The sequence below is a fragment of the Kitasatospora sp. NBC_00039 genome, assembly GCF_045160625.1.
In the GTDB taxonomy this organism is placed as follows: Bacteria; Actinomycetota; Actinomycetes; order Streptomycetales; family Streptomycetaceae; genus Kitasatospora.
In genome coordinates, this window is the sequence record NZ_CP108289.1 from 3,743,599 (window position 1) to 3,768,289 (window position 24,691).

General features: G+C 75.1%; 15 protein-coding genes, 3 pseudogenes and 1 riboswitch. Of the genes and pseudogenes, 6 read left to right on the forward strand and 12 right to left on the reverse strand.

Annotation, left to right across the window (positions count from 1 at the left end; all coding sequences use genetic code 11):
* Positions 1 to 5: 5 nt before the first annotated feature.
* Positions 6 to 173, reverse strand: a riboswitch (cyclic di-AMP (ydaO/yuaA leader).
* A 274-nt stretch (positions 174 to 447) separates the two neighbouring features.
* Positions 448 to 1,725: a cytochrome P450 gene (locus OG286_RS16465; RefSeq protein WP_405361160.1), complete on the reverse strand. Its 1,278-nt coding sequence runs from the start codon at positions 1,723 to 1,725 to the stop codon at positions 448 to 450.
* Between the two features lie 265 nt (positions 1,726 to 1,990).
* Here OG286_RS16465 and OG286_RS16470 point away from each other — a divergent pair, with 265 nt between their 5' ends.
* The gene (locus tag OG286_RS16470) at positions 1,991 to 2,416 is read left to right on the forward strand and encodes an SDR family NAD(P)-dependent oxidoreductase (protein WP_396325331.1); all 426 of its coding nucleotides are present in this window, start codon (positions 1,991 to 1,993) and stop codon (positions 2,414 to 2,416) included.
* Between the two features lie 83 nt (positions 2,417 to 2,499).
* On the opposite strand, the gene OG286_RS16475 is transcribed toward OG286_RS16470, so the two are convergent.
* Entirely contained in the window at positions 2,500 to 3,534 is a 1,035-nt protein-coding gene (locus OG286_RS16475) for a MazG family protein (protein ID WP_396325333.1), read from the reverse strand.
* 173 nt (positions 3,535 to 3,707) lie between these two features.
* A complete protein-coding gene (locus OG286_RS16480) occupies positions 3,708 to 4,304 on the reverse strand; it encodes a hypothetical protein (RefSeq protein ID WP_396325334.1) in 597 nt (198 codons plus the stop codon).
* Between the two features lie 228 nt (positions 4,305 to 4,532).
* Between OG286_RS16480 and OG286_RS16485 the strand changes: the two are divergent.
* Positions 4,533 to 5,186 (forward strand): annotated as a pseudogene (locus OG286_RS16485) (phosphatase PAP2 family protein); the annotation flags it as partial.
* A 111-nt stretch (positions 5,187 to 5,297) separates the two neighbouring features.
* Here the strand turns inward: OG286_RS16485 and OG286_RS16490 are convergent.
* Positions 5,298 to 5,765 (reverse strand): annotated as a pseudogene (locus tag OG286_RS16490) (LuxR C-terminal-related transcriptional regulator); the annotation flags it as partial.
* 649 nt (positions 5,766 to 6,414) lie between these two features.
* A pseudogene (locus tag OG286_RS16495) lies at positions 6,415 to 6,525 on the reverse strand (histidine kinase); the annotation flags it as partial.
* On the opposite strand from OG286_RS16495, the gene OG286_RS16500 reads away from it, so the two are divergent.
* Entirely contained in the window at positions 6,524 to 7,003 is a 480-nt protein-coding gene (locus tag OG286_RS16500; protein ID WP_405361157.1) for a hypothetical protein, read from the forward strand. The pseudogene OG286_RS16495 and the gene OG286_RS16500 sit on opposite strands and share 2 nt — an antisense overlap.
* Positions 7,004 to 7,044: 41 nt before the next feature.
* On the opposite strand, the gene OG286_RS16505 is transcribed toward OG286_RS16500, so the two are convergent.
* From OG286_RS16505 to OG286_RS16515, 3 genes are all read right to left on the reverse strand, one after another.
* Positions 7,045 to 8,730, reverse strand: a complete 1,686-nt coding sequence (locus OG286_RS16505; RefSeq protein WP_405361155.1) for a protein kinase domain-containing protein — start codon at positions 8,728 to 8,730, stop codon at positions 7,045 to 7,047.
* Positions 8,727 to 9,572 carry a hypothetical protein gene (locus OG286_RS16510; protein ID WP_405365404.1) on the reverse strand — a complete coding sequence of 282 codons (846 nt, stop codon included), beginning with the start codon at positions 9,570 to 9,572 and terminating at the stop codon, positions 8,727 to 8,729. Before OG286_RS16510 ends, OG286_RS16505 begins: the two co-directional genes overlap by 4 nt.
* Before the next feature lie 147 nt (positions 9,573 to 9,719).
* On the reverse strand, positions 9,720 to 11,993 hold the full coding sequence (locus tag OG286_RS16515; protein WP_396325339.1) for an N-6 DNA methylase: 2,274 nt from the start codon (positions 11,991 to 11,993) through the stop codon (positions 9,720 to 9,722).
* Between the two features lie 223 nt (positions 11,994 to 12,216).
* On the opposite strand from OG286_RS16515, the gene OG286_RS16520 reads away from it, so the two are divergent.
* Positions 12,217 to 12,858 carry a DUF4352 domain-containing protein gene (locus OG286_RS16520; RefSeq protein WP_396325340.1) on the forward strand — a complete coding sequence of 214 codons (642 nt, stop codon included), beginning with the start codon at positions 12,217 to 12,219 and terminating at the stop codon, positions 12,856 to 12,858.
* Between the two features lie 121 nt (positions 12,859 to 12,979).
* Here OG286_RS16520 and mfd read toward each other — a convergent pair whose 3' ends face one another.
* Positions 12,980 to 16,612 (reverse strand): transcription-repair coupling factor, encoded by a 3,633-nt coding sequence (gene mfd, locus OG286_RS16525; RefSeq protein ID WP_396325341.1) that lies wholly within the window; start codon positions 16,610 to 16,612, stop codon positions 12,980 to 12,982.
* Positions 16,613 to 17,332: 720 nt separating this feature from the next.
* Between mfd and OG286_RS16530 the strand changes: the two genes are divergently transcribed.
* Positions 17,333 to 18,646: a nucleotide sugar dehydrogenase gene (locus OG286_RS16530; protein WP_396325342.1), complete on the forward strand. Its 1,314-nt coding sequence runs from the start codon at positions 17,333 to 17,335 to the stop codon at positions 18,644 to 18,646.
* Between the two features lie 78 nt (positions 18,647 to 18,724).
* Here OG286_RS16530 and OG286_RS16535 read toward each other — a convergent pair whose 3' ends face one another.
* Positions 18,725 to 19,126 carry a beta/gamma crystallin domain-containing protein gene (locus OG286_RS16535; RefSeq protein ID WP_396325343.1) on the reverse strand — a complete coding sequence of 134 codons (402 nt, stop codon included), beginning with the start codon at positions 19,124 to 19,126 and terminating at the stop codon, positions 18,725 to 18,727.
* 387 nt (positions 19,127 to 19,513) lie between these two features.
* On the opposite strand from OG286_RS16535, the gene OG286_RS16540 reads away from it, so the two are divergent.
* Positions 19,514 to 20,182, forward strand: coding sequence for a hypothetical protein (locus OG286_RS16540; RefSeq protein WP_396325344.1), 669 nt, complete (start codon positions 19,514 to 19,516; stop codon positions 20,180 to 20,182).
* A 79-nt stretch (positions 20,183 to 20,261) separates the two neighbouring features.
* Here OG286_RS16540 and OG286_RS16545 read toward each other — a convergent pair whose 3' ends face one another.
* Together OG286_RS16545 and OG286_RS16550 are read right to left on the reverse strand one after the other, a co-directional pair.
* On the reverse strand, positions 20,262 to 21,710 hold the full coding sequence (locus OG286_RS16545) for a hypothetical protein (protein ID WP_405365406.1): 1,449 nt from the start codon (positions 21,708 to 21,710) through the stop codon (positions 20,262 to 20,264).
* A 265-nt stretch (positions 21,711 to 21,975) separates the two neighbouring features.
* Positions 21,976 to 24,678: an SUKH-4 family immunity protein gene (locus tag OG286_RS16550; RefSeq protein ID WP_405365408.1), complete on the reverse strand. Its 2,703-nt coding sequence runs from the start codon at positions 24,676 to 24,678 to the stop codon at positions 21,976 to 21,978.
* Positions 24,679 to 24,691 lie beyond the last annotated feature (13 nt).

Here is a 24,691-nt window from a genome sequence, read left to right on the forward strand (position 1 = left end):
GAAGAGGTCCCTCTCCGCACGCCTGCGAGGTGAGCTGTCGGGTTCGGACCGGGAGGTGGCCCGGCCGCGTCGCACGGACTTTCAGCCCGCGCGAGCGGCTTCACCCCAAGCCGTGGAGGACGGCAACAAACCTGGTTCCCCCGCCCCTGCCCAGGGTCTGGTCGGTTTCCCGTGACACGGCGGGCAGGATTCGGCGTTCCGCGCACGAGGTCCGCAGCTGCGAACTCCACGGAGGGTAGACAGATCCTCTTACCAATCACAAGCTCATATCGCCGATATCACACAGAAATTACGGTGCGTGATCGATCGTCCACAAACGGGGGCGATATGTCCGGGTTGATGATGGTTCAACCTCCCTGTCGCGGCGTGTCGGAGACGTCCCGTCAGAGTGTCGGATCCTCAGACCGTGACACTCGCGGCCCTGACGGCAGGTCCGTGGAGGGTTTGTCAGCTTGCGGCGGGCTTCTTCTCCGGACTGAATTCGACCGGAAGTTCACGGAGGCCACGCATGATCAGACCGCCCCGCCAGCGCAGATTCTCCGGGCTTTCGGCCAGCCGCAGATCGGGCAACCGGGTGAGCAGGGTGGCCAGCGCCGCCCGGCCCTCCAGCCGGGCCAGCGGGGCCCCGATGCAGTAGTGGATGCCGTGCCCGAAGCCCAGGTGCGGGTTGTCCGTCCGGGCCAGGTCGAGGGTGTTCTCGTCGGCGAACCGCGCGGGGTCCCGGTCCGCCGCCGCGAGCACCACCAGCACCGGGTCGCCGACCGGGATCTCCACCCCGCCGATGGTCAGCGGGCTGGTCGCGAACCGCCAGGTGGCCAGCTCCACCGGCCCGTCGTAGCGCAGGAGTTCCTCGATCCCGGTCTCCAGCAGGGCGCTCTCGCCGCGGGCGACGGAGTCCTGCAACAGCGCCCGCTGCTCCGGGTTGCGCAGCAGCGCGTAGGTGCCGTTGCCGATCAGGTTGACGGTCGTCTCGAAGCCGGCGAAGAGGAGGATGAAGGCCATCGCCGCGGCCTCGTTCTCGGTGAGGTGCTCGCCGTGGTCGCTGGCCCTGATCAGACCGGAGATCAGGTCGTCGCCGAGGTCCGCCCGCTTGCGGTGGATCAGCTCCGCCAGGTACGCGCGAATCCGCTTGACCGCCCGCCCCACACCGCCGCGCTGGCCCCCTCCCTGGCCCGGCCTGGTGTGGCGCACCATCATGCCCGCCCAGTCCCGGAAGTCGTCCTGGTCCTCGGCCGGCACCCCGAGCAGGTCGCAGATCGCGTAGATGGGGAGGGGGAAGGCGAACTCGTGGATCAGGTCGGCGCTGCCGCGCTCCGCGAAACCGTCGATCAGCCGGTCGGTGAGCTGCTGCACCCGGGGCTCGAACTCGGCCACCCGGCGGGGCGTGAACGCCTTCGACACCAGGCGCCGCAGCCGGGTGTGGTCCGGCGGGTCGATGTTCAGCAGGTGGGTCATCAGGTCGGCCTGGCGTTCGCCCGGGATGCCGACCCTGCCGGTGCGGTGGGCCTGCTCGCTGTGGTGGACCGGGTTCTTGGAGAGCCGGCTGTCGGCGAGCGCCTGCCGGGCGTCCGCGTACCTGGTCACCAGCCAGGCCTCCACCCCGCTCGGCAGGGTGGTGCGGTGCACCGGCTCGTGCTCCCGCAGCCACGCGTACGCCGGGTACGGGTCGGCGGCGAAGTCCCAGGTGAAGAGCGGCGGGCGGGCGGAATCGGGCTGAACTGGCATGCGTCGACGGTATCCGGTGGGGATCGGCGCGGTTCCCTGCCGGGCCGGTCGGCCGGCGGGGCCGCAGGGAACGTGTCGGGCGTCGGCCGTCGGGCGCGGCGGGTCGGTTCCCGGCCCGCGCCGGGCGGGTTCTCGGGCGTGGCAGGCGTGAGCCTGGTCACCTGAGGGGTAATCCCTGTTGCGGAGGGTCAGGACAAGCCTACGATCCTCCGCAAAGCAACACGTGGGCGCCGGTGCGGAGCCGCCCACCAGGGAGGAGCGCACCATGCGGGTCACCGGGGCAGTCGTGGTCATCGCCGTACTCGACGGCGGGTCGGGTGCCGACCTCGCACGCCGCTTCACCGCCGCCGGCGCCGTCGGCGTGCTCGTCGCCGACCAGCGGGAGGGCCTCGCCGAGGACCTCGCCGCCGAGCTCGACCGGCCGGGCTGCCCGGTCGTCGGCGTCTGCGGCGACATCCGCCGGCCCAGCGACGTCGCCGCCCTGGTCGACACCGCCGAGAAGCACCTCGGACCGATCGACCTGTTCTGCGTCGCCGGTCCGGACGGCGAGCGGATCGTCTCCCTCGACGAGCTGCCCGACCACCTCGACCTGGAGCGCCTCGCCGAGCTGCTCGCCCTGGTCGGCGAGGCCATCGGCGAGGTCGTGGTCCCGCAGCAGCGCCGTCCGGTGGAGGACGTCGCGACGGTCTGACCCGACCGTCACGGGGCTCGGCCCGTGGTCGGTGCGGGGGCGGTCCCGAGCCGGTGCGGGGGCCGCCTCGCCCGGTGCGGGCCTCAGTCCTTCGGCTTGAGCCCCTCGGCGGCGCGGACGGCGTCCCGGTACTCGCGAGCGGCCGCCCGCAACGCGGCGTCCACGTCCACCCCCGCGTCGTGCGCCCGCTGCGCCACGGCGAGCACCAGCCTGCCCGCCGACTCCGCGGTGAGCTCCGCCGGCAGCTCGAACGGCGCGTCCGGCACGCCCGCCACCCCGGACCGTCGCACCCGCGACACCAGCTTCGCCGCGTACGCCAGCGACGGCAGCCCGGCCGGCACACCGTCCAGCACCGACTCGCGATCCGACTTCTCGGCCGCCTTCAGCGTCTCCCAGTTCGCCTCCACCTCGGCGGCGCCCCCGGCCTCGGTGTCCCCGAACACGTGCGGGTGGCGGTACATCAGCTTCTCGACGATGTCCCCCGCCACGTCGTCGATCGAGAACGCGTCGGTGGGGTGCTCCTCGGCGATCCGCGAGTGGAAGAAGACTTGGAGCAGGACGTCGCCCAGCTCCTCGCGGAGCGTCCCGCGGTCCCCCTCCTCGATCGCCTCGACCAGCTCGAAGGCCTCCTCGACCAGGTACTTCACCAGGCTTGCGTGGGTCTGCTCGGCGTCCCAGGGGCAGCCGCCGGGCGAGCGAAGGCGGTCCATCACCGAGACCAGGTCCAGCAGGCGCGCACCCGGCAGGTCGTACGAGCCCGGCAGCACCTCGATCTCGGGCACCTCACCCGCGTGCTCCACCGCGAGGCGCGCCAGCGCGTCGGTCAGCCCGGGGTCGCCGTCCGGGCTGCCCAGCCAGACCGTCGGGCCCGTCCCGGCCGGCTGCTCCGCCGGCAGCCCGGTCAGCAGGCGCGCCAGCGCCGGCGCCGAACCGGGCGGCACGACCTCCACCTCGACCCCGGCCTGCCGCACCGCCGCCAGCTGCGGATTCCCGGCGTCCCCCGCCAGCACCCGCCCCGCCGACCGCAGCGCCTCCCAGGCCGGCCACGCCAGCAGACCGGGGGCCACCCGGTGGGTGGTGGTGAGCAGGATCAGCTTCGCGCCCGGAGAATTCGTCACACCCCGAACCTACCCGCCCCCGACCACGGCCCGCTTCCGCGCTTCCCCGGAGGCGTCCCGGCGGTCAGGCCGGGCACCGCGGCCCACGTTCCCCGGCGCAGGACCCCACCCGCGCACCAAGAGTCGGCCCAGCCGACTTCCTGTGCACCGCGTCCCTCCCCGGCGGGGCCGGCTCAGGGGGCCAGCCAGGGTGGGGTGTCGGGGAGGAGGGCGACCTGGGCCGGGTCCCAGGTGCCGTAGCGGGGGTTGACGTGCAGGTGGAGGGCGTTGGCGGCGGCGGCCAGGGCGCGGCGGACGATGGTGTCGCCCGCCGGGGTGCCGGCGTTCCGGCCGGCTGCGGCGGCGAGGCGGTTGATGCCCAGCCGGCGGCGGTAGTAGTCGTCGATCCCGCTGCCCGGTACGCCCCGGGCGGCCAGGACCCGGGCGAGCGGGCCGGCCCCGCCGTATCTGTCCTCGTCCGCCGCGCGGGCCGCCGCCACCTCGGCGCTGCCCACCCCCGGCCCGCGGTCGGCCACCGCGCGGGCGACCACCACGTCGAGCACCAGGTCGGAGACGGCCCGCCGGGCCGGCCCGTCCGGCTGCTGACGGGCGTCCGCCGAGGCGCCGCCGGCCGCGTGCCGCAGCTCCGCGACCCGGGCCTCGACCGCGCCGACCGGGATCCGCCGGCCGTCCATGAGCGCCGCCGTGCCCGGCGTGAGCCCGTCGCGCCCGCACGCGGCCAGCGCCGAGGCGGCGAGCAGGGCGCCCGCGACGGCGGTCCGACGGTGCATGGCTGGTCTCCGGGGTGACGGCGGCGCGCGGCGGGGTGTTCCGGTCGGAGGCCGCGCGTTGTCCCGAGGGTAGGGCGGGCACGGCCCGGTCGCGCGGACCGTGGCCCGAACGGGTCACCCGCACCCAGCACACCGGCCGTCAACCCTGACGATCGTCCAGGTCGCCCCCTTACTTTCGGGTCGGGCAGCCACCCGCCCGCCGCTCCTACTGTCCTGGCCATGAGGCACATGGTCAGGACAAATGCGGTCGGAACGACGGGCACCCGGGTGGCCGTCGCCGTGGTACTGCTGGCGGCGGGCACCGGCGTGGTCGGGTGGCTGGCCCCGGCGCGCGGCAGCGAGGGCGCGCCGGTCCGGGTGGTCGACGGCCCCTCCGCCACCGGCTACCGGCGGGTGGCGGCCGCCGTCGCCGACGCCCCGCACTGGCTGGCCTCGCTGCTGGAGCCCGCCACCGAGGCCGGTCTGCTGGTCCTGGGCCTGCTGCTGGCGCTCTGCTGGTGGACGGCGCGCGGCCGGCGGGCCACCGACCTGGTCGCGGGGGCTGTGCTCACCGGTCTCGGGACGGTGCTCGCGTACGGGGCGAGTGAGGTGCTGAAGGTGGTGATCGACGAGGAGCGCCCCTGCCGGGCACTGCTCGGCACAGCGACGGCGTCGGCGCGGTCGGCGGTCGCCGAATGCCCGCCGCCGGGCGACTGGTCGTTCCCGAGCAACCACGCGACGCTGGCCGTCGCCCTCGCGACCGGCCTGGTGCTGTTGCGCCCGCGGTGGGGCCTGATGGTCGTCCCGGTCGGCGGCTTGACGGCCGCGCTGCGGGTGGCCGCGGGCGTGCACTACCCGCACGACGTGGTCGCCGGCGCCGTCCTGGGCGCAGCCGTCACAGGCGCCGTGGTCGTCGCCCTGCTGCCGCTCGCGACGACCGCGGTGGCGGCGCTGGCCGGCGTGCGCGTCCTGGGGCCCCTGCTGGTGGGGCCCCAGCCGCCCGTACCCTCCGCGTCAGGCGCGCGGACCGCCCGCGCACTCCGCGCCGAGGGTCAGGCCGGCCGCGTGCGCGAGGACGGCGGCGGCCGCCCGGTTGGGCACCCCGAGCCGCAACAGGATGGAGCTCACATGGGCTTTCACGGTCCCCTCCACCACCCCGATCCGGCGGGCGATCTGGCCGTTCGAGAGCCCGGCGGCGATCAGCGTCAGCACGTCCCGCTCCCGGCCGGTCAGCGCGGCCACCTGTTCCCGGACGGTGGCGCGCCGGTCGGCCGGCCCGCCGGCCCGGGCGGAGGCCAGGTGGGCGACCACCCGCGCGGCCACCTTGGGTGAGAGGTAGGCGGCGCCGTCCGCGACCGCCCGGACGCCCGCGATCAGCTCCTCGGGCGCGCCGGACTTGACCAGGAACCCGTTGGCGCCACCGCCGAGGGCCCGCAGGATGTAGTCGTCCTCCCCGAAGGTCGTCAGGATGACGATCCCGGTGGCGGCGCCGGTCGGCGGTGTAGATCGTCCATCCTCGCAGGACGGTGGTCAGCACCAGCACGGTGGCCAGCGGCACCAGGACGACCGCCGCCATCATCCGGCCCACCCGGCGGCGGGCGTGCCGCAGCTCGCGGGCCGGTGACACGGGCGCAGGCCCGGTGGCCGCAGCAGCGGGGCCACCGGAGCGCGGGAGGTGGGCGGAGACCTCGAACCCACCGCCGTCGGCCCTGGGCCCGTGAGCGAAGGTGCCGCCCGCCAGTCTGACCCGCTCGGCCAGGCCGATCAGGCCCCGGCCGCCGGAGGCCGGAACGCCCTCCGGGCCCACCGGTGACGGACCGTTCACCACCTGGACGCGGGCGCCGTCCGGCGCGTAGGCCACCCGTACCGTGACCGGCGCCTGCGGGGCATGCTTGGCCGCGTTGGTCAGCGCCTCCTGGACCACCCGGTACGCGGCGTGCTCGGCCGCGCGCGGCAGACCGTCCGCCTCACCGGTGACGGCCAGCCCGATGTCCAGGCCGGCCGCGGCCGCCTCCTCGACCAGCTGGGCGACGCCGGCGTCGGCCGGCCCCCGGGTGGACGCCCCGTCCGCATCGTCCCGCAGGATCCCGATCACCTCGGCCAGGCGTTCCACGGCCGCGCCGGCGCCCGCCCGGATCTCCCGGGCCGCCTCCCGGTGCGGAGGGGCCAGGTCGGGTGCCAGCTTCAGGGCGCCGGCCCGTAGGGCGATCAGGCTCAGGTCGTGGCCGAGCGCGTCGTGCATGTCCTGCGCGATCCGGGCCCGCTCACGCAGCCGGGCCTGCTCGGCCACCAACTGCTGCTCGCGCTCCAGCCGCTCTGCCCGGTCCCAGCCGGCCCGCACCAGCTCCTGCGACTGCCGCCAGAACCGGCCCACCATCCAGGGCCCCATACCGGCGCAGACCACCAGGGACAGGAACGACGTCCCCGGCACCATCCACGCCGGCACCAGCAACGCCGCCGGCACCGCGACGGCGACCACGACGGCCAGCACCACCACCGCCGGCCGCACCCGCTCCATCCGCCGCCCGGCCAGGAACGCCGCACCGATCGCCGGCACGGCCCACCAGATGCTCACCGTGCTCAGCCCGATCGCCACCACCGCCCCCACCAGCAGCCCACCGTCGAACCACCCGCACCACCGCTGTCCACTCCGCACGGGCACGACCCTACGGAGCCCGGGTGCGGCACCGAATCTGCCGAAAGTCATACGGCCGGGGTGAGGACCGGCGGGAGGGCGGGGTGCCCGGCCGCGCGTGTGGTGTCAGTGCCAGGGGGTGGTGCGGGGATCGGGGTTGCCGGTGGTGCGGTGGGGCTGGAGGGTGTCGAGGGTCTGGCGGAGGCGGCGGACGGCCGGGTGGTGCGGGCCGTCGCGGCGTTCGCGATCGAAGAGGAGTCGGAGCAGCCACTGCCAGGCCGCCTCGACGTCGCCGGCCGCCGTGAGCAGGGCGCCGATCCGCTCGCGGATGTCGAAGGCCCGGTCCGGGTCGGGGCCCGGTCCGGTGGTGAGCAGCGCCCGGTACTCGGCGAGCGCCTCCGGGCCCTGGCCGAGCCGGTCCAGGCACTCGGCGGCCCGGAAGCGGTGTTCCAGGGCCTGCGGGCCGTGCGGGCCGCCGTCCGCGGTGTCGGCGAGCACCCGGTACTCGGGGAGCGCCTGCCGGTAACGGTGCTCCTGGTGGAGGGTGCGGGCGTAGATGGTCCGGATGGTGCGGACGAGCGGTGCGCCGTCGCCCAGTTCGGCCTGGGCGCGGGGCAGCAGGGTCGCGGCGAGGTCGAGTACTTCGGCGCGCCGGCCGGCGTCGACCAGGTCGGAGAGGCGGGCGCAGGCGGCGGCCAGGTCCGGTTCGCTCGCCGAGGAGGGAGGAGCTGCCGGTGGTGCGGCGGGCGTGGGCACCGCTGCCATCAGGAACGGGTGCGGCTCCATGCGCGCAGTCGGCGGCACGGCGGCCGACGCCGGCGCCACTGCCGTCTCCTCCGTCCGGGGCTGCGGCTGGTGGGGGTGGCGGTACGGGCGGGTGGGGTCGGGCAGCGGCCCGTACCGGGGCTGCGGGGCTGGTACGGCCGCGGGGAGCAGCGGGAGCAGCCGCGCGTAGACCTGCTGGGCGTGGGCGGGACGGTCGGCGGGCTGCTTGGCGAGGAGGTCTAGGACCAGTCGTTCGAGCGGTTCCGGGACGTCGGGCCGGAGGTCCCGCAGCGGTACGGGCGGCTCGTCGACGTGCTGCCGCAGCACGCCGAGCGCGCTGGGTGCGCGGAACGGCTCCTCGCCGGTGAGCATCGCGTGCAGCAGGCAGCCGAGCGCGTACAGGTCGCTGCGCGGGTCGATGGTGGCGGCGAGCGCCTGCTCGGGGGCCATGTAGGAGGGGCTGCCGATCGGGACGCCGGTGAGGGTGAGGCGGGTGGCCTCGGTGTCGAGCGCGGTGGCGATGCCGAGGTCGAGCAGGATGGTCCGGCCGTCGTCCCGGACCATCACGTTGCTGGGCTTGAGGTCGCGATGGACGACCGGCACGGCGTGGACGGCGGCCAGCGCCGCGCAGAGCTGGGCGGCGACGGCGGCGGCGCGCTCGACGGGGAACGGCGAGTCCTCGGCGATCAGGTCGGCCAGACTGACGCCCGGGACTCGCTGCATCACGAGGTACAGCTCGCCGTCGTCCTCGCCCGCGTCGAAGACGGTGACCAGGCCGGGGTGGTCGAGGGCGGCGGTGATCCGGCATTCGCGCAGGAAGCGGCGTCGGAGTTCGTCGCCGTGGCGGCGGCGTTCGGTGTCACCACGGCCGCCGCCACTGCTGCCGCCGGACGGGTCGGCGGCAAGGAGCTGGTCGGTGCGGAGCAGCTTGACGGCGACCGGGCGGTCCAGCCGCTCGTCGTAGCCGCCCCAGACCTGGCCCATCCCGCCGTGGCCGATCTTCTCGGCCAGCCGGTAGCGGCCGCCGATCACCCGGGTGGCGGTCACGGCCGACCGCCCTCACGGGCCTGACGGCGCAGCAGTTCACCCAGCTCGCGCAGCTCGTCGCCGGTCGCGGGGGCCGCTCCGGGAGGGGGCGGCCCGGGAAGGGGCCCGGATCCGGGGGCGGGCGCAGAGGCAGGGGTCGCGTACCCGGGCGCAGGGACCTGGCCGTACGGCGCGTACGGCGCCGCGGGCATGCCCGACGCGGCGGAGGGCGGCATGCCCGACGCGGCGGAGGGCGGCGCGGCCGAGGTGGCGGGCGGCGCGTAGTAGGCCGCCGGGGCGGGCGGCTTGGGGCGGCCGGCGTTCCAGATCACCTGCAGGTCCATCACCAGGAAGTGCAGCGGCGTGCCCAGCCACATCAGCACCATCGCCACCATGCCGATGGTGTCCGCGGTGGGTGCCTTGGTGCCGCCGGCGACGCCCGCGCAGACCAGGTAGGTGAGGAACACCCCGACGAAGGCCACCGCGCCGATGATGTCGTACGCCCGTCGCCGGCGGATCGCCAGCAGCAGTGAGGGGATCACGCCGAGCAGACCGATGGTCACCAGCGGGACGAGGGACCACAGCACGCGACCGGGCACGCCGAACGGACCGGCGGCCATCCCCGGGCGCAGCGCCGGAACGGCCTGGGTCGGCGGGACGGGGTAGGGCTGGGCGGAGTACGGCTGGGTCGGGTACTCCTGAGCCGGGTACTGCTGGGCCGGGTACTGCCGGGCCGGGTACTGCCGGGCGGGGTGGGGCGGGGCGCCGTACGAAGCCCCGCCGGGTATGCCGTTGTGGGGCGCGCCACCGGGGAACGCGCCGCCGGGCGGTGGTCCGTACTGCCCGGGGTACTGCCCTGACATGTGCGCTCCTGAGCGGGTGAGGACGGCGGTCGGCCGCGGTACGGACGAACCCCGCACACCGTACCGCCCGCGGCCTGCGCACCGGAGGGCTTCCCGGCCCTCGGGCCGGCGAGGCCGACGGCCCGCCCTGACCGTGCCGACGGGAGGTCAGGGGTGCTCCGGTGGCCGGGCGGTGCCGGTCGCGAGGGCGTCGGTGAGGGCCTGGGTGAGGGTGCGGGCGAGGGCGGCGGCCTGCTGGAGGCTGGTGTCGAAGGTGGCGAGGCCGGCGAAGGCCGCGCCGAGCACGCGCTGTTCGGTGAGCGGAAGGCGGGGGAGCTCGACCCGGCGGATGTCGAGGCGGGCGGTGGTGGAGGCGTGGCTGGCGGCCCGGCGGGTGGACGCCGTGGAGCGCAGCTGGCCGGCCAGGAAGTCGGGGTCGAGCGCGGCCGGGTCGGGGCGCAGCAGGTGGAGTTGGCGGCCGAGCGCGGCGCCCGCGAGCGGGCTGCCCGGCTCCACGACCCGGGCCACGCCGCCGCCGAGGGCGGGGACGAGGACGTCCCCGGGGCGGATCCGGACGTCGCCGGCAGCACCGGCCGAAGCGACCGAACCGACCGGGCCCGCCGGATCGAGGACGGCGCTGGGCGGGCTGCCCGCGAGGAGGTCCTGATCCGTCAGCACCGGGGTACCGGCCGGGCCGGCGCCCGCCGGGCGGGCCGGCGCGCCGGCCCCGGAGGAGTACACCTCCAGCACCCCGCCGCGGACCAGCTCCCCCACCGTCACCACCGGGGGGACCCGGGGCGCCTGGGGCGCCCGAAACACCGCGGCGCCCGCACCGTACGCACCCGCGTCGGACGCGCCCGCCCCGGCGCCGGCCGCCGCCGGCAGCAGCGAGCCCGGGTCCGCGAGACCGCTCAGCAGCTCGCTCAACCGTCCGCTCAGGTGGGAGAGTTCGGCGGCGCCGCCGACCGGTGAGGCGGGCGGGACGTGCCGGGTGGGCGAGAGATCGGTCTCGTCGTCGAGCAGGTCGATCGCGGCCATCGTCCGGTGGACGCCCGGCCGGTCCTGCGGCAGCGGCAGGCCTTCGCGGGCGGCGAGGTCGAAGGCCCGCCAGGCGTCCACGACTGTCCGGCGCAGCTCGGCCCACCGGACCTTGTCGCGCCCGCCCTCCCCCGGCTCCGCGCCGGACGACGAAACGGCGGACGACGAAGCGGCGGACAGCGAGGCGACCGACGACGCGGCGGCGGACGGCACCGACGACGCGTCGAGCATCAGCACCTGCCGGAAGTCGTCGCCCGGGCGGGGCGCGCGCAGCACCCACAGGTGGAGCGGCACCCCGTACGGGGGGGCGGCGCCGGCCGGCAGGGCGACCACGGCCCGCAGGGCGCCGGAGCGCAGCAGTTCGGCGCGGACGCGGCGCCCGGCCCGGCGGGTGGCGACGGTCGGCGGCAGCAGCAGCGCGGTGAGGCCGCCGGGACGGGTGTGGGCGAGGCAGTGCAGCACCCAGGCGAGTTCGGACTCGCCGCGCGGTGGGACGAGCCCGCCCGGCCAGCGCGTGTCGAACTGCAACTCGTCGTGGCCCCAGTCCCGTTCGTTGTAGGGCGGCTGGCAGAGCACGGCCTCGAAGGTGTCGCCGGGGTAGCCGTCGGCGCGCAGGGCGTCGCCGGGGCGGACCTCGACCGGGAGCGGACCGGGGTCGGCGGCGGGCGTGTGCAGGGCGAGCCGCAGGCGGGCGAGCGCGGCGGTGACCTCGTCGGCGTCCTGGCCGTAGCGGCCGGTGGTGGACGGGAGGGCGAGCAGGAGGGCGGCGAGGCCGGCGGCCGGGTCGAGCACGGTGGCGGGGACGCCGGCGACGGCCGCGAGCAGCTCGGCGGCCTCGGGCGGGGTGGGGCTGAGCTGGCGGGTGTTGGCCTCGGCGTACCGGGTGAGCAGTTGCTCGTAGGCCCCCGGGGCGCCGGCGGCGGAGGCGAGTTCGCCGAGCAGGCGGGCGAGGTCCAGCTGGGTGGAGCCGAGCAGGCCCGGGAGGCGCAGGCCTGCGGCGTCGTCGCCGAAGGTCCGGACGGCGGCGTCGGCGAGCGCGCGGGGCAGGGCGGTGGCGAGCCGGGTGTCGGGCTCGGCGGCGAGGGCGGGCCAGCGGCCGGGCTCGCGGTGCAGCAGCAGGAGGATGCTGCCGGCCTGGAGGAGCGGCGCCGCGGGGTGGCCGGCGGGGTCGCGGAGGGTTTCCAGCAGCTGCCAGACGCGTTCCAGCAGCGGCAGTTCGGCGATCTTGCCCTGGTCGCGAAGCCAGCCGGCCACCTCGTCGAGCGAGAAGGTCGGGCTGCTGTCGGTGCCGCCGACCGGGCGGGGGAAGTCGGCGTGGCGGCGGCGCCAGTTGCTGACGGCGGCTCGTCCGACCCCGGCCAGCCGGGCGATCTCGACGGCGGTCACCTCAGGACGGTCCGGCATGGGGGCTCCTTCGGCGCACGCGGGCTGGGGTGTGACCACACCCGCACACGAGGCCCGGGGTGTGATCACACAGCATAGCCAGCGTCCTCCATCTCGGAGTTCACACGTGAACAGAGAGGTTTCATGAATCAGTGTTGACATCGTTCACAGCGAATGATGTGATCTCTCTGCCGGCACCGCAGAGGGCGCCGACACCACACCACCGAGAACCGGGAGACACCCCATGTCGGTCACCACCCGCACCACCCGCACCACCCGCACCACCCGCCGCAACGCCGCCCTGCTGCTCGGCGCCGCGCTCGTCGCCCTCACCACGACGGCCTGCAACTCCACCGGCGGGTCCACCGTCTCCACCGAGCCGAAGCAGACCTCCGCCGCGGCCGCCACCACCGGCGCCGGCGACACCGCCAAGCCCGCCGAGTCCAAGCCGGCCGACGCCCCCAAGGCCGCGGCCAAGCCGGGCGACACCATCGCGCTCAAGGGCAACGACCCGGCCGACACCGCCGACGTCACCCTGGTGAAGGTGGTGGACAACGCCGAGGGCGAGGACGAGTTCACCCACCCGGCCGACGGCAAGCGCTTCGTCTCGGTCCAGTTCCGGATCAAGGCGAGCGGCAAGAAGGCCTACAGCGACGTCCCCGGCAACGGCGCCAAGCTGCTGGACGCCCAGGGCCAGGCCTTCGGCTCGACGGTCGCCGACACCAAGGCGGGCCCGAGCTTCCAGATCCCCGCCAACATCGCCCCCGGGGAGAGCGCCCTCGGCTTCGTCACCTTCGAGGTGCCGAAGGACGTCAAGCTCGACAAGGCCCAGTTCGGCCTCGACAGCGGCTTCGCCCCGCAGACCGGCCAGTGGAAGCTCGGCTGACCAGGAGCCGCCCTCCCCGAACGCGCGACGGCGGCCTCAGGCGCCATGGCCCGAGACCGCCGCAAGGCCCGCCGAAGCGGGCGGGCTCACCCGCCGAAGTGGCCGGCGAGCCTCCCCACCGCTACTTCTTCGCCCCCGCCAGGTCGTCGAACATCGCCGACAGGAACTCCCGGCACCACCCCAGTAGTTCGCGCCCGACCAGCGGCTTGCCGCCGATCCGGCCGGTGGACGGCCGGGGCACCAGCAGCTGCTGGGCGGCCGCCTTCACCTGGCTGCGCGGGTAGAGCCGGTTCAGCCGCAGCTGCTGCGACTCCCGCAACTCGACCGGCCCGAACCGGACGTTGGCGCCCTGCAACGTGATGTCCGCGATCCCGCAGCGCCGCGCGTACAGCCGCAGCGCCGCCACCAGCAGCAGGTTCTCCACCGGCTCGGGCAGCTTGCCGTACCGGTCCACCAGTTCGTCGCGGACCTGCTTGATGTCGTCCTCGGAGTTGACCGCCGCGATCGAGCGGTACGCCTGGAGCCGCAGCCGCTCGCCCGGGGCGTAGTCGTGCGGCACGTGGGCGTCGACCGGCAGCTCGATCTTGACCTCCAGCGGCTCCTCCTCCGGTTCGCCGCCACCGCCCGCCAGCGACTCCCGGAACTCGGCCACCGCCTCGCCGACCATCCGCATGTAGAGGTCGAAGCCGACGCCCGCGATGTGCCCGGACTGCTCACCACCGAGCAGGTTGCCGGCGCCGCGGATCTCCAGGTCCTTCATCGCCACGTACATACCGGCGCCCATCTCGGTGTGCTGGGCGATGGTGGCCAGCCGCTCGTGCGCCGTCTCGGTCAGCGGCTTCTCCGGCGGGTACAGCATGTACGCGTACCCGCGCTCGCGGCCACGGCCGACCCGGCCGCGCAGCTGGTGCAGCTGGGAGAGGCCGAAGGTGTCGCCGCGCTCGACGATCAGGGTGTTGGCGTTGGAGATGTCGATGCCCGACTCCACGATCGTGGTCGAGACCAGGACGTCGAACTCCTTCTCCCAGAAGTCGACGACGACCTTCTCCAGCGCCGTCTCCCCCATCTGCCCGTGGGCGGTGGCGACCCGCGCCTCGGGGACGAGCTCCTTCAGCCGGGCCGCCGCCTTGTCGATCGACTCGACCCGGTTGTGGATGTAGAACACCTGGCCCTCGCGCAGGAGTTCACGCCGGACGGCGGCCGAGATCTGCTTCTCGTCGTACGGGCCGACGAAGGTCAGCACCGGGTGCCGCTCCTCCGGCGGGGTGGTGATGGTGGACATCTCGCGGATGCCGGTGACCGCCATCTCCAGGGTGCGCGGGATCGGGGTGGCGGACATGGTCAGCACGTCCACGTTGGCCCGCAGCTTCTTCAGCTGCTCCTTGTGCTCGACGCCGAACCGCTGCTCCTCGTCCACGATGACCAGCCCGAGGTCCTTGAACCTGGTCTCGGAGGAGAAGAGCCGGTGGGTGCCGATGACGACGTCCACCGAGCCCTCGAACAGCCCCTCCAGGACGGCCTTCGCCTCGCTGTCGGTCTGGAAGCGCGACAGCGCCTTCACCGTCACCGGGAAGTTGGCGTACCGCTCGGCGAACGTCGAGAAGTGCTGCTGCACCAGCAGCGTGGTCGGCACCAGCACCGCCACCTGCTTACCGTCCTGGACCGCCTTGAAGGCCGCCCGGACGGCGATCTCGGTCTTGCCGTAGCCGACGTCGCCGCAGATCAGCCGGTCCATCGGGACGGACTTCTCCATGTCGGACTTGACCTCGGCGATGGTCGTCAGCTGGTCGGGCGTCTCCGCGTAGGGGAAGGCGTCCTCCAGCTCGCGCTGCCACGGGGTGTCCGGGCCGAAGGTGTGGCCCGGGGCGGCCATCCGGGCGGAGTACAGCTTGATCAGGTCGGCGGCGATCTCCTTGACCGCCTTCTTCGCCCGCTGCTTGGTCTTCGCCCAGTCCGCGCCACCGAGGCGGTGCAGCGTGGGGGCCTCGCCGCCGACGTACTTGGTGACCTGGTCCAGCTGGTCGGTCGGCACGAAGAGCCGGTCGCCGGGGTGGCCCCGCTTGGCCGGCGCGTACTCCAGCACCAGGTACTCGCGGGTGGCGCCCTGGACCGTGCGCTGCACCATCTCGACGTAGCGGCCGACGCCGTGCGCCTCGTGGACGACGTAGTCGCCCGCCGCCAGCGCCAGCGGGTCGATCGCGTTGCGGCGCCGGGACGGCATCCGCCGCATGTCCTTGGTGGAGGACTTCTGGCCGGAGAGGTCGGTCTCGGTGATGACGGTCAGCTTGAGCGCCTCGTCGACGAAGCCGTGCTCGATCGAACCGCAGGAGACGTAGACGACGTCCCGGGTCGGCGCCTCGCCGAGGTCGGCGACCAGCCGGGCCGGGATGCCCTCGTTGCCGAGCACCTCGGCCAGCCGGGAGGCCGGGCCGTGGCCCTCCGTGACCATGACGACCCGCCAGTCGGCGGCCAGCCGCTCCTTGGCGTCGGCGATCGCGCGGGCGGTGTCACCCCGGTACGCCTCGACCGCGTGCATGCCCAGCGTCAGGGTGTTGACGTCGAACTCCAGGGCCGTGCTGACCGACGCGTCGCTGGTCGCGAACGGGCTGACCGACCACCAGGGAAGGCCGATCTCGGCCGCGTGCTCGCGCACCTCGGCGAGCGATCGCAGCGAGGCGGCGGAGACGTCGATCGCCTCCAGGTCGATCGGCCGGTCGCCGCCGGCCGCGGCCGCCACCCAGGAGGCGTGCAGGAACTCCTGGCTGGTCGCCACCAGGTCGGCGGCCCGGGTGCGGACCCGCTCGGGGTCGCAGACCACGGTGACCGAGCCGAGCGGCAGCACGTCGAGCAGCAGCTCCATGTCGTCCACCAGGACGGGCGCCAGCGACTCCATGCCCTCGACGGCGATGCCCTCGGCGATCTTGTCGAGGATCTCCGCCAGCCCCGGGTGCTCGACGGCGAGTTCGGCGGCCCGCGCCCGCACCTCGTCGGTCAGCAGCAGCTCACGACAGGGCGGCGCCCAGAGGCCGTGCTCGGCGATCTCCAGCGAGCGCTGGTCGGCGACCTTGAAGTACCGGATCTCCTCGACGTCGTCGCCCCAGAACTCCACCCGGAGCGGGTGCTCCTCGGTCGGCGGGAAGACGTCCAGGATGCCGCCGCGAACGGCGAACTCGCCCCGCTTCTCGACCAGTTCGACCCGGGCGTAGGCGGCCGCGGAGAGCCGCCGGGCGATCTCCTGCAGATCGTGCGACTCGCCCCGCTGGACGGCCACCGGCTCCAGCTCGGCCAGCCCCTTCACCTGCGGCTGCAGCACCGAGCGGACAGGAGCCACGATCACCTGCACCGGGCCGGCCGCCGGGTCGTCCGCCCGCGGGTGCACGATCCGGCGGAGCACGGCCAGCCGGCGGCCGACCGTGTCCGAGCGCGGCGAGAGCCGCTCGTGCGGCAGCGTCTCCCAGGCCGGATACTCGGCGACCGCGTCCGGCGGAAGCAGCGAACGGAGCGAGGCGGCGAGGTCCTCGGCCTCCCGGCCGGTCGCCGTGACGGCCAGCACCGGGCGGCCGCGCTCCCCCGCCGCCTGCCCGGCCATCGCGCGGGCCAGCGCGGCGATGGCGAACGGCCTGGCGGCGGGCGGACCGACCAGGTCCAGGTGGTGGCGGCCGCCCGCCGCGGCGCCGGTGGCGGTCGCGGCCTCGATCGCCTCGGCGAGCGCCGCGTCCCGCGCGACGACATCGAGCAGTCCGGTCAGGCTCATCTGGAGTCTCTTCTTCGTCCCGTGGCTGGTGCTGCCCGGGGCGGCAGAGGCCCGCCGGGGCAACGCGAACGGCCCGGCACGCCGAGCGGCCGGGGGTCTCCAGACTACGCCGCAGCACCGACACGCACGTGGCGCACGGCCGGGGCACGGCCGCGCGGACGGCCGCGGCCGCACCGGGACGAGGACGAAGCACCGGGCGCGGGCTGCGACTGCGCCTCCGCGATCTGCCACGAACTGGACATACTCCTGTCACTGCCCGTCCATGGAGATCGCGCACCATGGTGAATGTGCCCGCCGCACCCAACCGTGGGGGATGGCTGCGGAAGGGCACAGTCGCACACCCGATGGGGGTCGGGGGTGCGAGGCCGGGCGACCCTGGGTGGGGGCGCCCGCCCAAGCGCCGGGAACCGTGGCGCCCTTTCCTGGAGGGCGCCACGGGTCTCGGCCCCTTTCGTCAGTGGCGCCCGTTCAGCGGCTTCCCCACCCGCCCCCGTTCGCAGCTTCCCCTCACGGCCTCCCCTCACGGCCTCCCCTCACAGCTTCCCCTCACGGCCCCGTTCGCAGCCTCCCTCGCGTCCGTTCACGGCGCCACGCACATCCGCACCCCGCATTTGCGTGAACGCTCACCCGGGCCGGTCCGCCCTCCCTACCCTGTGGTGAAGACCGTGTGGAGACGCCCGGAGGGGCCAGGGGGCGTCGCGATGGAGGGGGTTCTTCGTCATGCGCGTTGTCATCGCAGGCCAGGGGTACGTGGGGCTGCCGCTCGCGGTCCGGGCAGCCGAGGTGGGGCACCAGGTGGTCGGCTACGACGTGGACGAGCGCCGGATCAAACGGCTGGCGGTCGGCGAGTCCTACGTCGAGGACATCCCGGCCGAGCGGCTGCGGCCGCTGCTGGAGAACGGAACGTACCTGCCGTCGGCCGAGCCGGCCGACGTGGCGGGCTTCGACATCGCGGTGATCACCGTGCCGACCCCGCTGCGCGACGGCGTGCCCGACCTGTCGTACATCGAGGCCTCGGCCGCGCTGCTCTCCCAGCACCTGCGGCCGGGGGCGACCGTCGTCCTGGAGTCCACCACCTACCCGGGCACCACCGAGGAGCTGCTCGCGCCGCTGCTGGAGGAGGGGTCCGGGCTGACCGCGGGCCGGGACTTCCACCTCGGCTACAGCCCCGAGCGGATCGACCCGGGCAATCCGACCTGGCGGCTGGAGAACACCCCGAAGGTGGTCTCCGGCATCGACCCGGCGGCGCTGGCGGCGGTCGACGGCTTCTACGGACAGCTGGTGGAGCGGACGGTGCCGGTCTCCTCCTGCAAGGAGGCCGAGCTGACCAAGCTGCTGGAGAACACCTTCCGGCACGTGAACATCGCGCTGGTCAACGAGCTGGCGATGTTCGCCCACGACCTCGGCATCGACGTCTGGGAGGCGATCGACGCCGCCTCCACCAAGCCGTTCGGCTACCTCCGCTTCACCCCGGGGCCCGGTGTCGGCGGGCATTGCCTGCCGATCGACCCGTCCTACCTGTCCTGGCGGGTGGAGCGGGCGCTCGGCCAGTCGTTCCGCTTCGTCGAACTGGCCAACGACGTCAACAGCCACATGCCCGACTACGTGGTGCGCCGGCTCGGCGAGGCGCTGAATGAGCGGCAGCGCTCGGTGAAGGGCTCCCGGGTGCTGCTGCTCGGGTTGGCGTACAAGAAGAACACCGGCGACGCCCGGGAGACCCCGGCGGCCCGGATCGCCGAGCTGCTGGGCCGGATGGGCGCCGAGGTCCGCGCGGCCGACCCGCACGTGGTGGTCGGGGTGCACGTCCCGGAGCCGGTCATCCCCGGGCAGCGGGCGGCCGAGCAGGACCGCCACGGCGACCCGTTCGCCGCCGTCCGCCGGGTCGAGGCGACCCCGGAGGAGCTGGCGGCGGCGGACGCGGTGGTGCTGCTCGCCGACCACGACGAGTTCGACTACGACGCGGTGACCGCGCACGCCCGGTACGTGCTGGACTGCCGCCGCCGGCTCTCCGGGGCGTCGGTCGAGGTGCTCTGACCGCACCCCGCCCCGGACGGCAGAACGCGGTGCCGGGCGTCCGCACCCGCCCGGCACCGCGCAAGGGACGTGATCCGGCTACCAGCGGGACAGGTTGATGTCGTACATCATCACCTGGTGACCCTGGTGGCCGTTGAAGTCGTACTGCTCCCAGTTGAAGACGGTCCAGGAGCCCATGCCGCCCCCGAGATAGGTGACGACCCGGTTGTTGCCCGCGTCGATCCGGTCGACGTTGTAGATGCGGACCGCCATCCAGCCGTCGTTCGCAAAGCAGAGCTGCCCGCTGTAGCCGTAGTTGTAGACCTTCGCGTAATCGTTGCGGTCACCGCAATCGACCCGGTTCACCGCGTGCGCACCGGCGACCGGCAGCAGTGCGGCCGCGGCGGCGGTGAGGACGGCGAGCGCGCCGGCCCGGCGGGCCCGGCCATTTGAGGTGCGACGTTCCTTGCGAGGATTTGCGGGATTTGTGCGGTGAATCATGAAACCCCTCCATCGACGGCGGTTGCGACTCCAGAGATTTACATGGGACCCCGCCGCCGAACAGTTGATTTCCGGCCAAGCCGAGCCCCGCGAGCAGTCCCCGGAACGGGCCGAAAGGGAATGCGCTAGGGTCCGAACAAGCTTGCAGCGCTTGAGGATCGGAGCAGAAGGTTGGCACGTCCACCACATTTCGGACGATTCGCCGCCATCACCCTGGCGGCCGCTTTATCGGCCTTTTCCGCGGGCTGTGCCAGTTCATCCGGCAGCGGTCCGGCGGAATCCCCGCCGACCCCGCCGGAGATCAGCGCACCGAAACCTCCGGAATCCGGGCGCGCCGGAATGACCGGACTTCCGCTCTCCGCTTATCAGGCCAATGACCAGGTGGCCGTGAAAGAGATTCAGGCGAGGAATGCCCTGGTCGTCTCCTGTATGCGCAAGGCGGGGTACACGGCGTTCGACGGCGACGGGCTCCAGGCCGCGCAGGCCCCCGACAATGCGACCGCCCTGCCGGCCGGTGCCTGGGGGTACCTCGGGACGGCGGTCGCGGGCGTCCAGGGCTTCCACCCGCCGAAGCGGCCCCTCCCCCGGCAGGCCGGGACGGCGGCCGGCTCCGGCGAGGCGTACGACAGCGCCCGGGTGGACTGCGACCGGCAGGCGGCGGAGCGGATCGGCTCGCCGTCCGGGCCGGGGACGGAGCTGGTCGGCCGTCTCTTCGACGAATCGATCGCGGCGACCGGCCGCGAGACCCGGGTGGTCGCGGCGACCAAGGAGTGGTCAGCCTGCATGGCCACCGCCGGCTTCCGGACCGACGACCCGGCGGTGCTGCCGGACCGGTTCCGGGCCACCCCGGAGGCCACCCCCACCGAACTCGCGACGGCCCGCGCCGACGCGGACTGCACGGGCCGGACCAACCTGGCCGGGATCTGGTTCGCCGTCCTGGCCGGCTACCAGCAGCAGCAGATCGACCGCAACGCAGAGGCCCTGACCGCCCAGAGGGATGCGGTCAGGGCCCAGGACGCGAAGCTCGCGCAGCTGCTGGCAGGCGACGGCTCGTGACCGGCGCCGGCCGCCGGTCGGGCGTCAGGCCTCGGGCCTCGGGCCTCGGGCCTCAGCCGCCAGGCTGCGGACGCCGCCGTCAGCGCCGGTTGTAGCCGACCGTGTTCGGCGTGGCGTACTCGCCGCCGTCGTCGACGATCACGATCTTCGGGATGATCCGGGTCTCCTCCTCCGGCCTCCCCGCCACCTCCGGGGCACCGGAGGTGGCAAGGCCGGAGGCGGACGCCCCGTTCGGCGGCGAGGACGGCCGCGGCGGCGCCCCGGCCGCAGAGGCGGCCGGAACGGCGGGCTGGGACGCTGCCAGGGGCGCCGGCGCCACCGGCCCCGGCATGACCCGGCCCGGGGTGACCGACGGCACGTTGGTGGCCGCCTCTGCCGGCCGGTCGGCGCCCACGGCGACGTCCTTGCGCAGGTCGGCCACCGCGATCTCCCCGGTGTCCGCCTCCGAGTCCACCGCCGGCGCGTCCGCCTCGGACACCCCGGACACCCCGGACGCCCCGGACGCCCCGGACACCTCGGACACCCCGGACACCTCGGACACCCCGGACACCTCGGACGAATCCGCAGCGTCCGTCACGGCCGCGCCCTGAACGGCCGCGCGCTGTACTGCCGGGGCCTGCGCTGCCGCAGCCTCCTCGGCGGGCTCGATCGCGCCCACCGCCGCGCCGGTGAGCGAGGCGAGGGTGGCCTTGATGTGGTCCAGGTGCTGCTGCACCGTCTCGTGCCGGACCGCGAACTCGCGCTGCTCGCGCTCGCTCGCCGCGTTGATCTGCTCGGCCTCGCGGCGGGCCTGCTCGACCAGCTGGTCCGCCCGGGCCTGCGCCTCGGCGTCCGACTGCTTGATCTGCCCGAGCACGGTCTCCCGGTGCTGCTCTGCCTCCTTGAGCCGGCGCTCGGCGGTCGCCGAGACCTCCGCGTCCTCGGCGTCGGCCCTGGCCTCGGCCGCGGCGAAGGTCTCGTCGGCCTTGCGGCGCAGCTCGGCCAGCTTGGCCTCGGCCTGCTCGGAGGCCTCGGCGGCCGCGACCCGCACCTTGGCGGCGTGGGCGGTGGCGGAGTCCCGCAGCGTCCGGATCTCGCGGTCGGTCTCGGCCCGGATCGTCTCGGCCTCGGCCCTGGTCCGCTCGTCGGTGCGGCGGGCGGCCTGGTCGGACTCGGAGCGGGTGGTGGCGGCGTACTCCTTGGCGGCCTGGCCGAGGGCCTGGCCGGCCTCGTACACCTCGTCGCGCAGGTCCTCGGCGAACCGCTCGGCGGCCTCCCGGACGGCGCGGGACTCGTTCTCGGCCATCCGGGCCAGGCCGGCGGCCTGCTCGCTGAGGACCTGGTAGTCGGGTTCCGGGGCGTCGGCGGCGGCCTGTTGGATGTCGGCCAGGCGGCGCTCCATCTCCCGGATTCCGGCGCCGAGCACACTCAGCCGTTCCCACGCCTCGTCGCGCTGGACGGTGAGAGCGGCCAGCGCTCGGTCGACCTGCTCAGGCGCGTAACCGCGCCGGGCAGCGGTGAAGCCGTACTGGGGGACGGCGTCGCTCATGGGCTCTTCCCCTCGGGTCGCGGGCTGCGGAGCCCATGATCGGACGGATCGGACGGATCGGGTACCCGATCGAGGACCGGGTCTCACTATCGACGCGGTACTGATCGGAACGTGTCGAGGACCGGACGGGTAGACCCATCCTCTTGACCTATTTTGCGCAGATCAGGGCGAAACCCCAACGAGGCAGAGCCGCAGCGGCATGCCGAAGGGGTCGTTCCGGACACCGGAACGACCCCCTCCACCTGCGCGGATCCGGAGCGACCTGCTACAACAGGCCGTCCCAGAACTGCTCCAGCAGGACGGCCCACCAGGTGTCCGCCGACTGCAGGGCCGCCGGGTCGATCGCGGCGAGCTGAGCCTGGAAGTCGGTCGTCCAGCGACCGGCCTGGTCCGGCGTCAGCCCGTACCGCAGCCGCCACATCCGGCCCAGCAGGGCCAGGGCGCGGACGAACTCCGGTACACCGCTGTTGACGAACCGAGGCGGCTCTCCGGTTCCGTCGATGTCCACCGCGACCACGTGCGCTGTGCCGTACTGCACACAGAGCTGACGGCCGTAGTCGTTGCCGAGCACCAGGTAGCCGCCGAAGTCCGGGCCGCCGCCCAGGCCGCGCTCGGCGGCCAGCTCGGCGAGCGTCGGGATCGGGCGGCCCTCCTGGGCCTGGGCCCAGAAGAACGGGCCGAACTCGCGCGGCAGGCCCGCCCACATCAGGGTCTGCGCCACCGGCTCGGGGACGCCCTGGCGGGAGACGGCGCGCTGCTCGAAGCAGAACACGTTCGGGCCGAAGGCCTGGCCGAGCTCCTGGGCGAGCTCCTGCGGTGCGATCGGCGGCAGCGGCGGCACCGTCCCCGGGGCGGGCAGCGGCACCCGGAACGGGCGGACCCGCTGGGCGCCGGAGGCCAGCTGGTGCAGCTCGTCCAGGTGGTCGAGCAGCTGGGCCATGCCGGCCTGCCGGGAGTGGTGGTCGCGACCGTAGTCGGCGGTGTGGGTGAGCCGGACGTTCGGCCAGGAGGCGGCGATCATGCGGTTGCAGTAGCCACCCGGGAGGTCACAGGACTCCAGCTCGGTGTAGAGCTCCAGCACCTGCTCCGGCGGGACGTTCAGCCGCCGCAGGTCCTGAAGGATCTTCCACTCCGGGTGCGGGGTGCCGGGCTCGCTGCGGTGCAGCAGCTTCTGCTCGGAGCCGTCCGGGCCCCGGTAGCTGAGCGCGGCGAAGTAGCCCGGGCCGACGGCGGGCACGCCGGGCGGCACCGGGGAGCCCTGCGGCGGGCCGGGGACGGGCGCAGGCGGGACGGCCGCCGGGGCGGGCGCCGGTGCCGGGGCGGCGGGCGAGGCCGCGCCGGGGTAGCCGTAGCCGGCCGCGGGCGCGCCGGGGCCCGGGCCACCGGGCGGCGGCGGGACGGCCGGGCCGCCGGACGGCGGGGTCCCCGGGTCGACGGGCACTGCCGGGCCGGCACCGAGCAGCGCCGGGTCGATCGCGCCGGCCAGCTGGGTGCGCTCGTACGCCACCCCGGCGCCGGGCGTGGCGCCGACGGGCGGGGCCGGCGCCGCGGGCGGCCCGGCCGGGGCGTCAGCTCCGCGCAGGCCCCCCGGGGGCGGGGGCGGCGGGGCGCCGGCCGCGTTGCGGCCGCCCGGGCTCGCCACGGGGGTGCCGGAGCCGGGCGTCTGGCGCAGCTCACCCGGCGGGGGCGGCGGCGGGGCCGAGCCGGAGTTGCGGCCGAGCGAGACGGGGGCGCCGGGCTGGCCGGACGCGCCGCCGCGCAGCGCTGCCGGCGGGGGCGGCGGCGGGGCGCCGCCCGGGTTGCGGCCGAGCCCGCCCTGCGGCGCGTCGGCGGCGGGGACACCGGGGCCGGGCGCACCCGGAAGGCCGGCCAGCCCCGGCAGACCGTCCGGCGAGGCCAGCATGGTCGCCGCGTACTCGACGGGGGCACCGGGGCCGGGCGTCGGCGCACCGGGGCCGGGCGCACCCGGCAGACCGGCCAGCCCCGGCAGACCGTCCGGCGGCGCCAGCAGGGTGGGCGCAGGCGCCGCGGACGGGCCCGCGGGCGGGGCCGGGGGCATGCCGTAGTCGCTCACGGGCAGCAGTTCGGTGGCCGCCTCGGCGCCGGGCCGGGGCTCGCCGGGCAGGCCGGCGCCATTGGTCCGCAGCCCGTCGGGCAGCAGCACGGTCGCCGCCTCGACACCCGCGGAGCCGGCCGACGGCGCGGGCAGGGCCGGCGCGACGGGTTCGACGGGCGCGGGCTGCGGGGCGGGGAACGCCGGCTCGTCGTGGCCGGGCGGCGGCGCGAGCATGGTCGGCGCGTCCCCGGCGGGCCGCTCGGAGATCGGCGGCGTGGTCAGCACGGCGGGTGCCGGCGCCGGCGCCGGCACCGCAACGGGCGCGGGTGCGGGCGCGGACTCCGGCGCTGCAGCCGGCACCGGAGCAGCGGCAGCCACGGGTGCAGGGGCGGGAGCGGAAGCAGCCTGAGCGGGAGCCGGGGCAGCCTGAGCAGGCGCCTGCGCCCCCAGCCGCTCGGCCTCGGCCGCGATCGCCGCGGCGCCCGCCTCCTGGAGCCACTGCGGCGGGCTGAGCAGGAAGGACGTCGCCTCGACCGGGCCGGGCGCGGGCCGCGCCGCCCCGGCCGGGTTGGCCGCCACCGGCCGCCCGTAGACCTCCTCGTACTGCCGGACCACCTCGTTGACGGGCAGCGCGGGCCAGAGCGTGCTGGCACCGGAGTCCCGGGCGATCACCAGCCGCGCCTCGCCTGCCGAGCCGCCCGAATCTGCCGGGCCGCCCGCGCCACCGGCCGCGTCCGGCCCGGAACCCTCGCCGGCACCGCCCGTCTCGCCCGGGCCGTCGGCGGGCTGGACCGCCCAGCAGACGAAGCCCAGGTCGAACTCCCGGACCCGTACCTCGCGCTGCTGCGAACGCGGCACCCCGCCGTTGATCCACTCGTCGGCGAGCTCCTGCGCCTGCGCGTACGTCACCACGCCCGGTTCACCC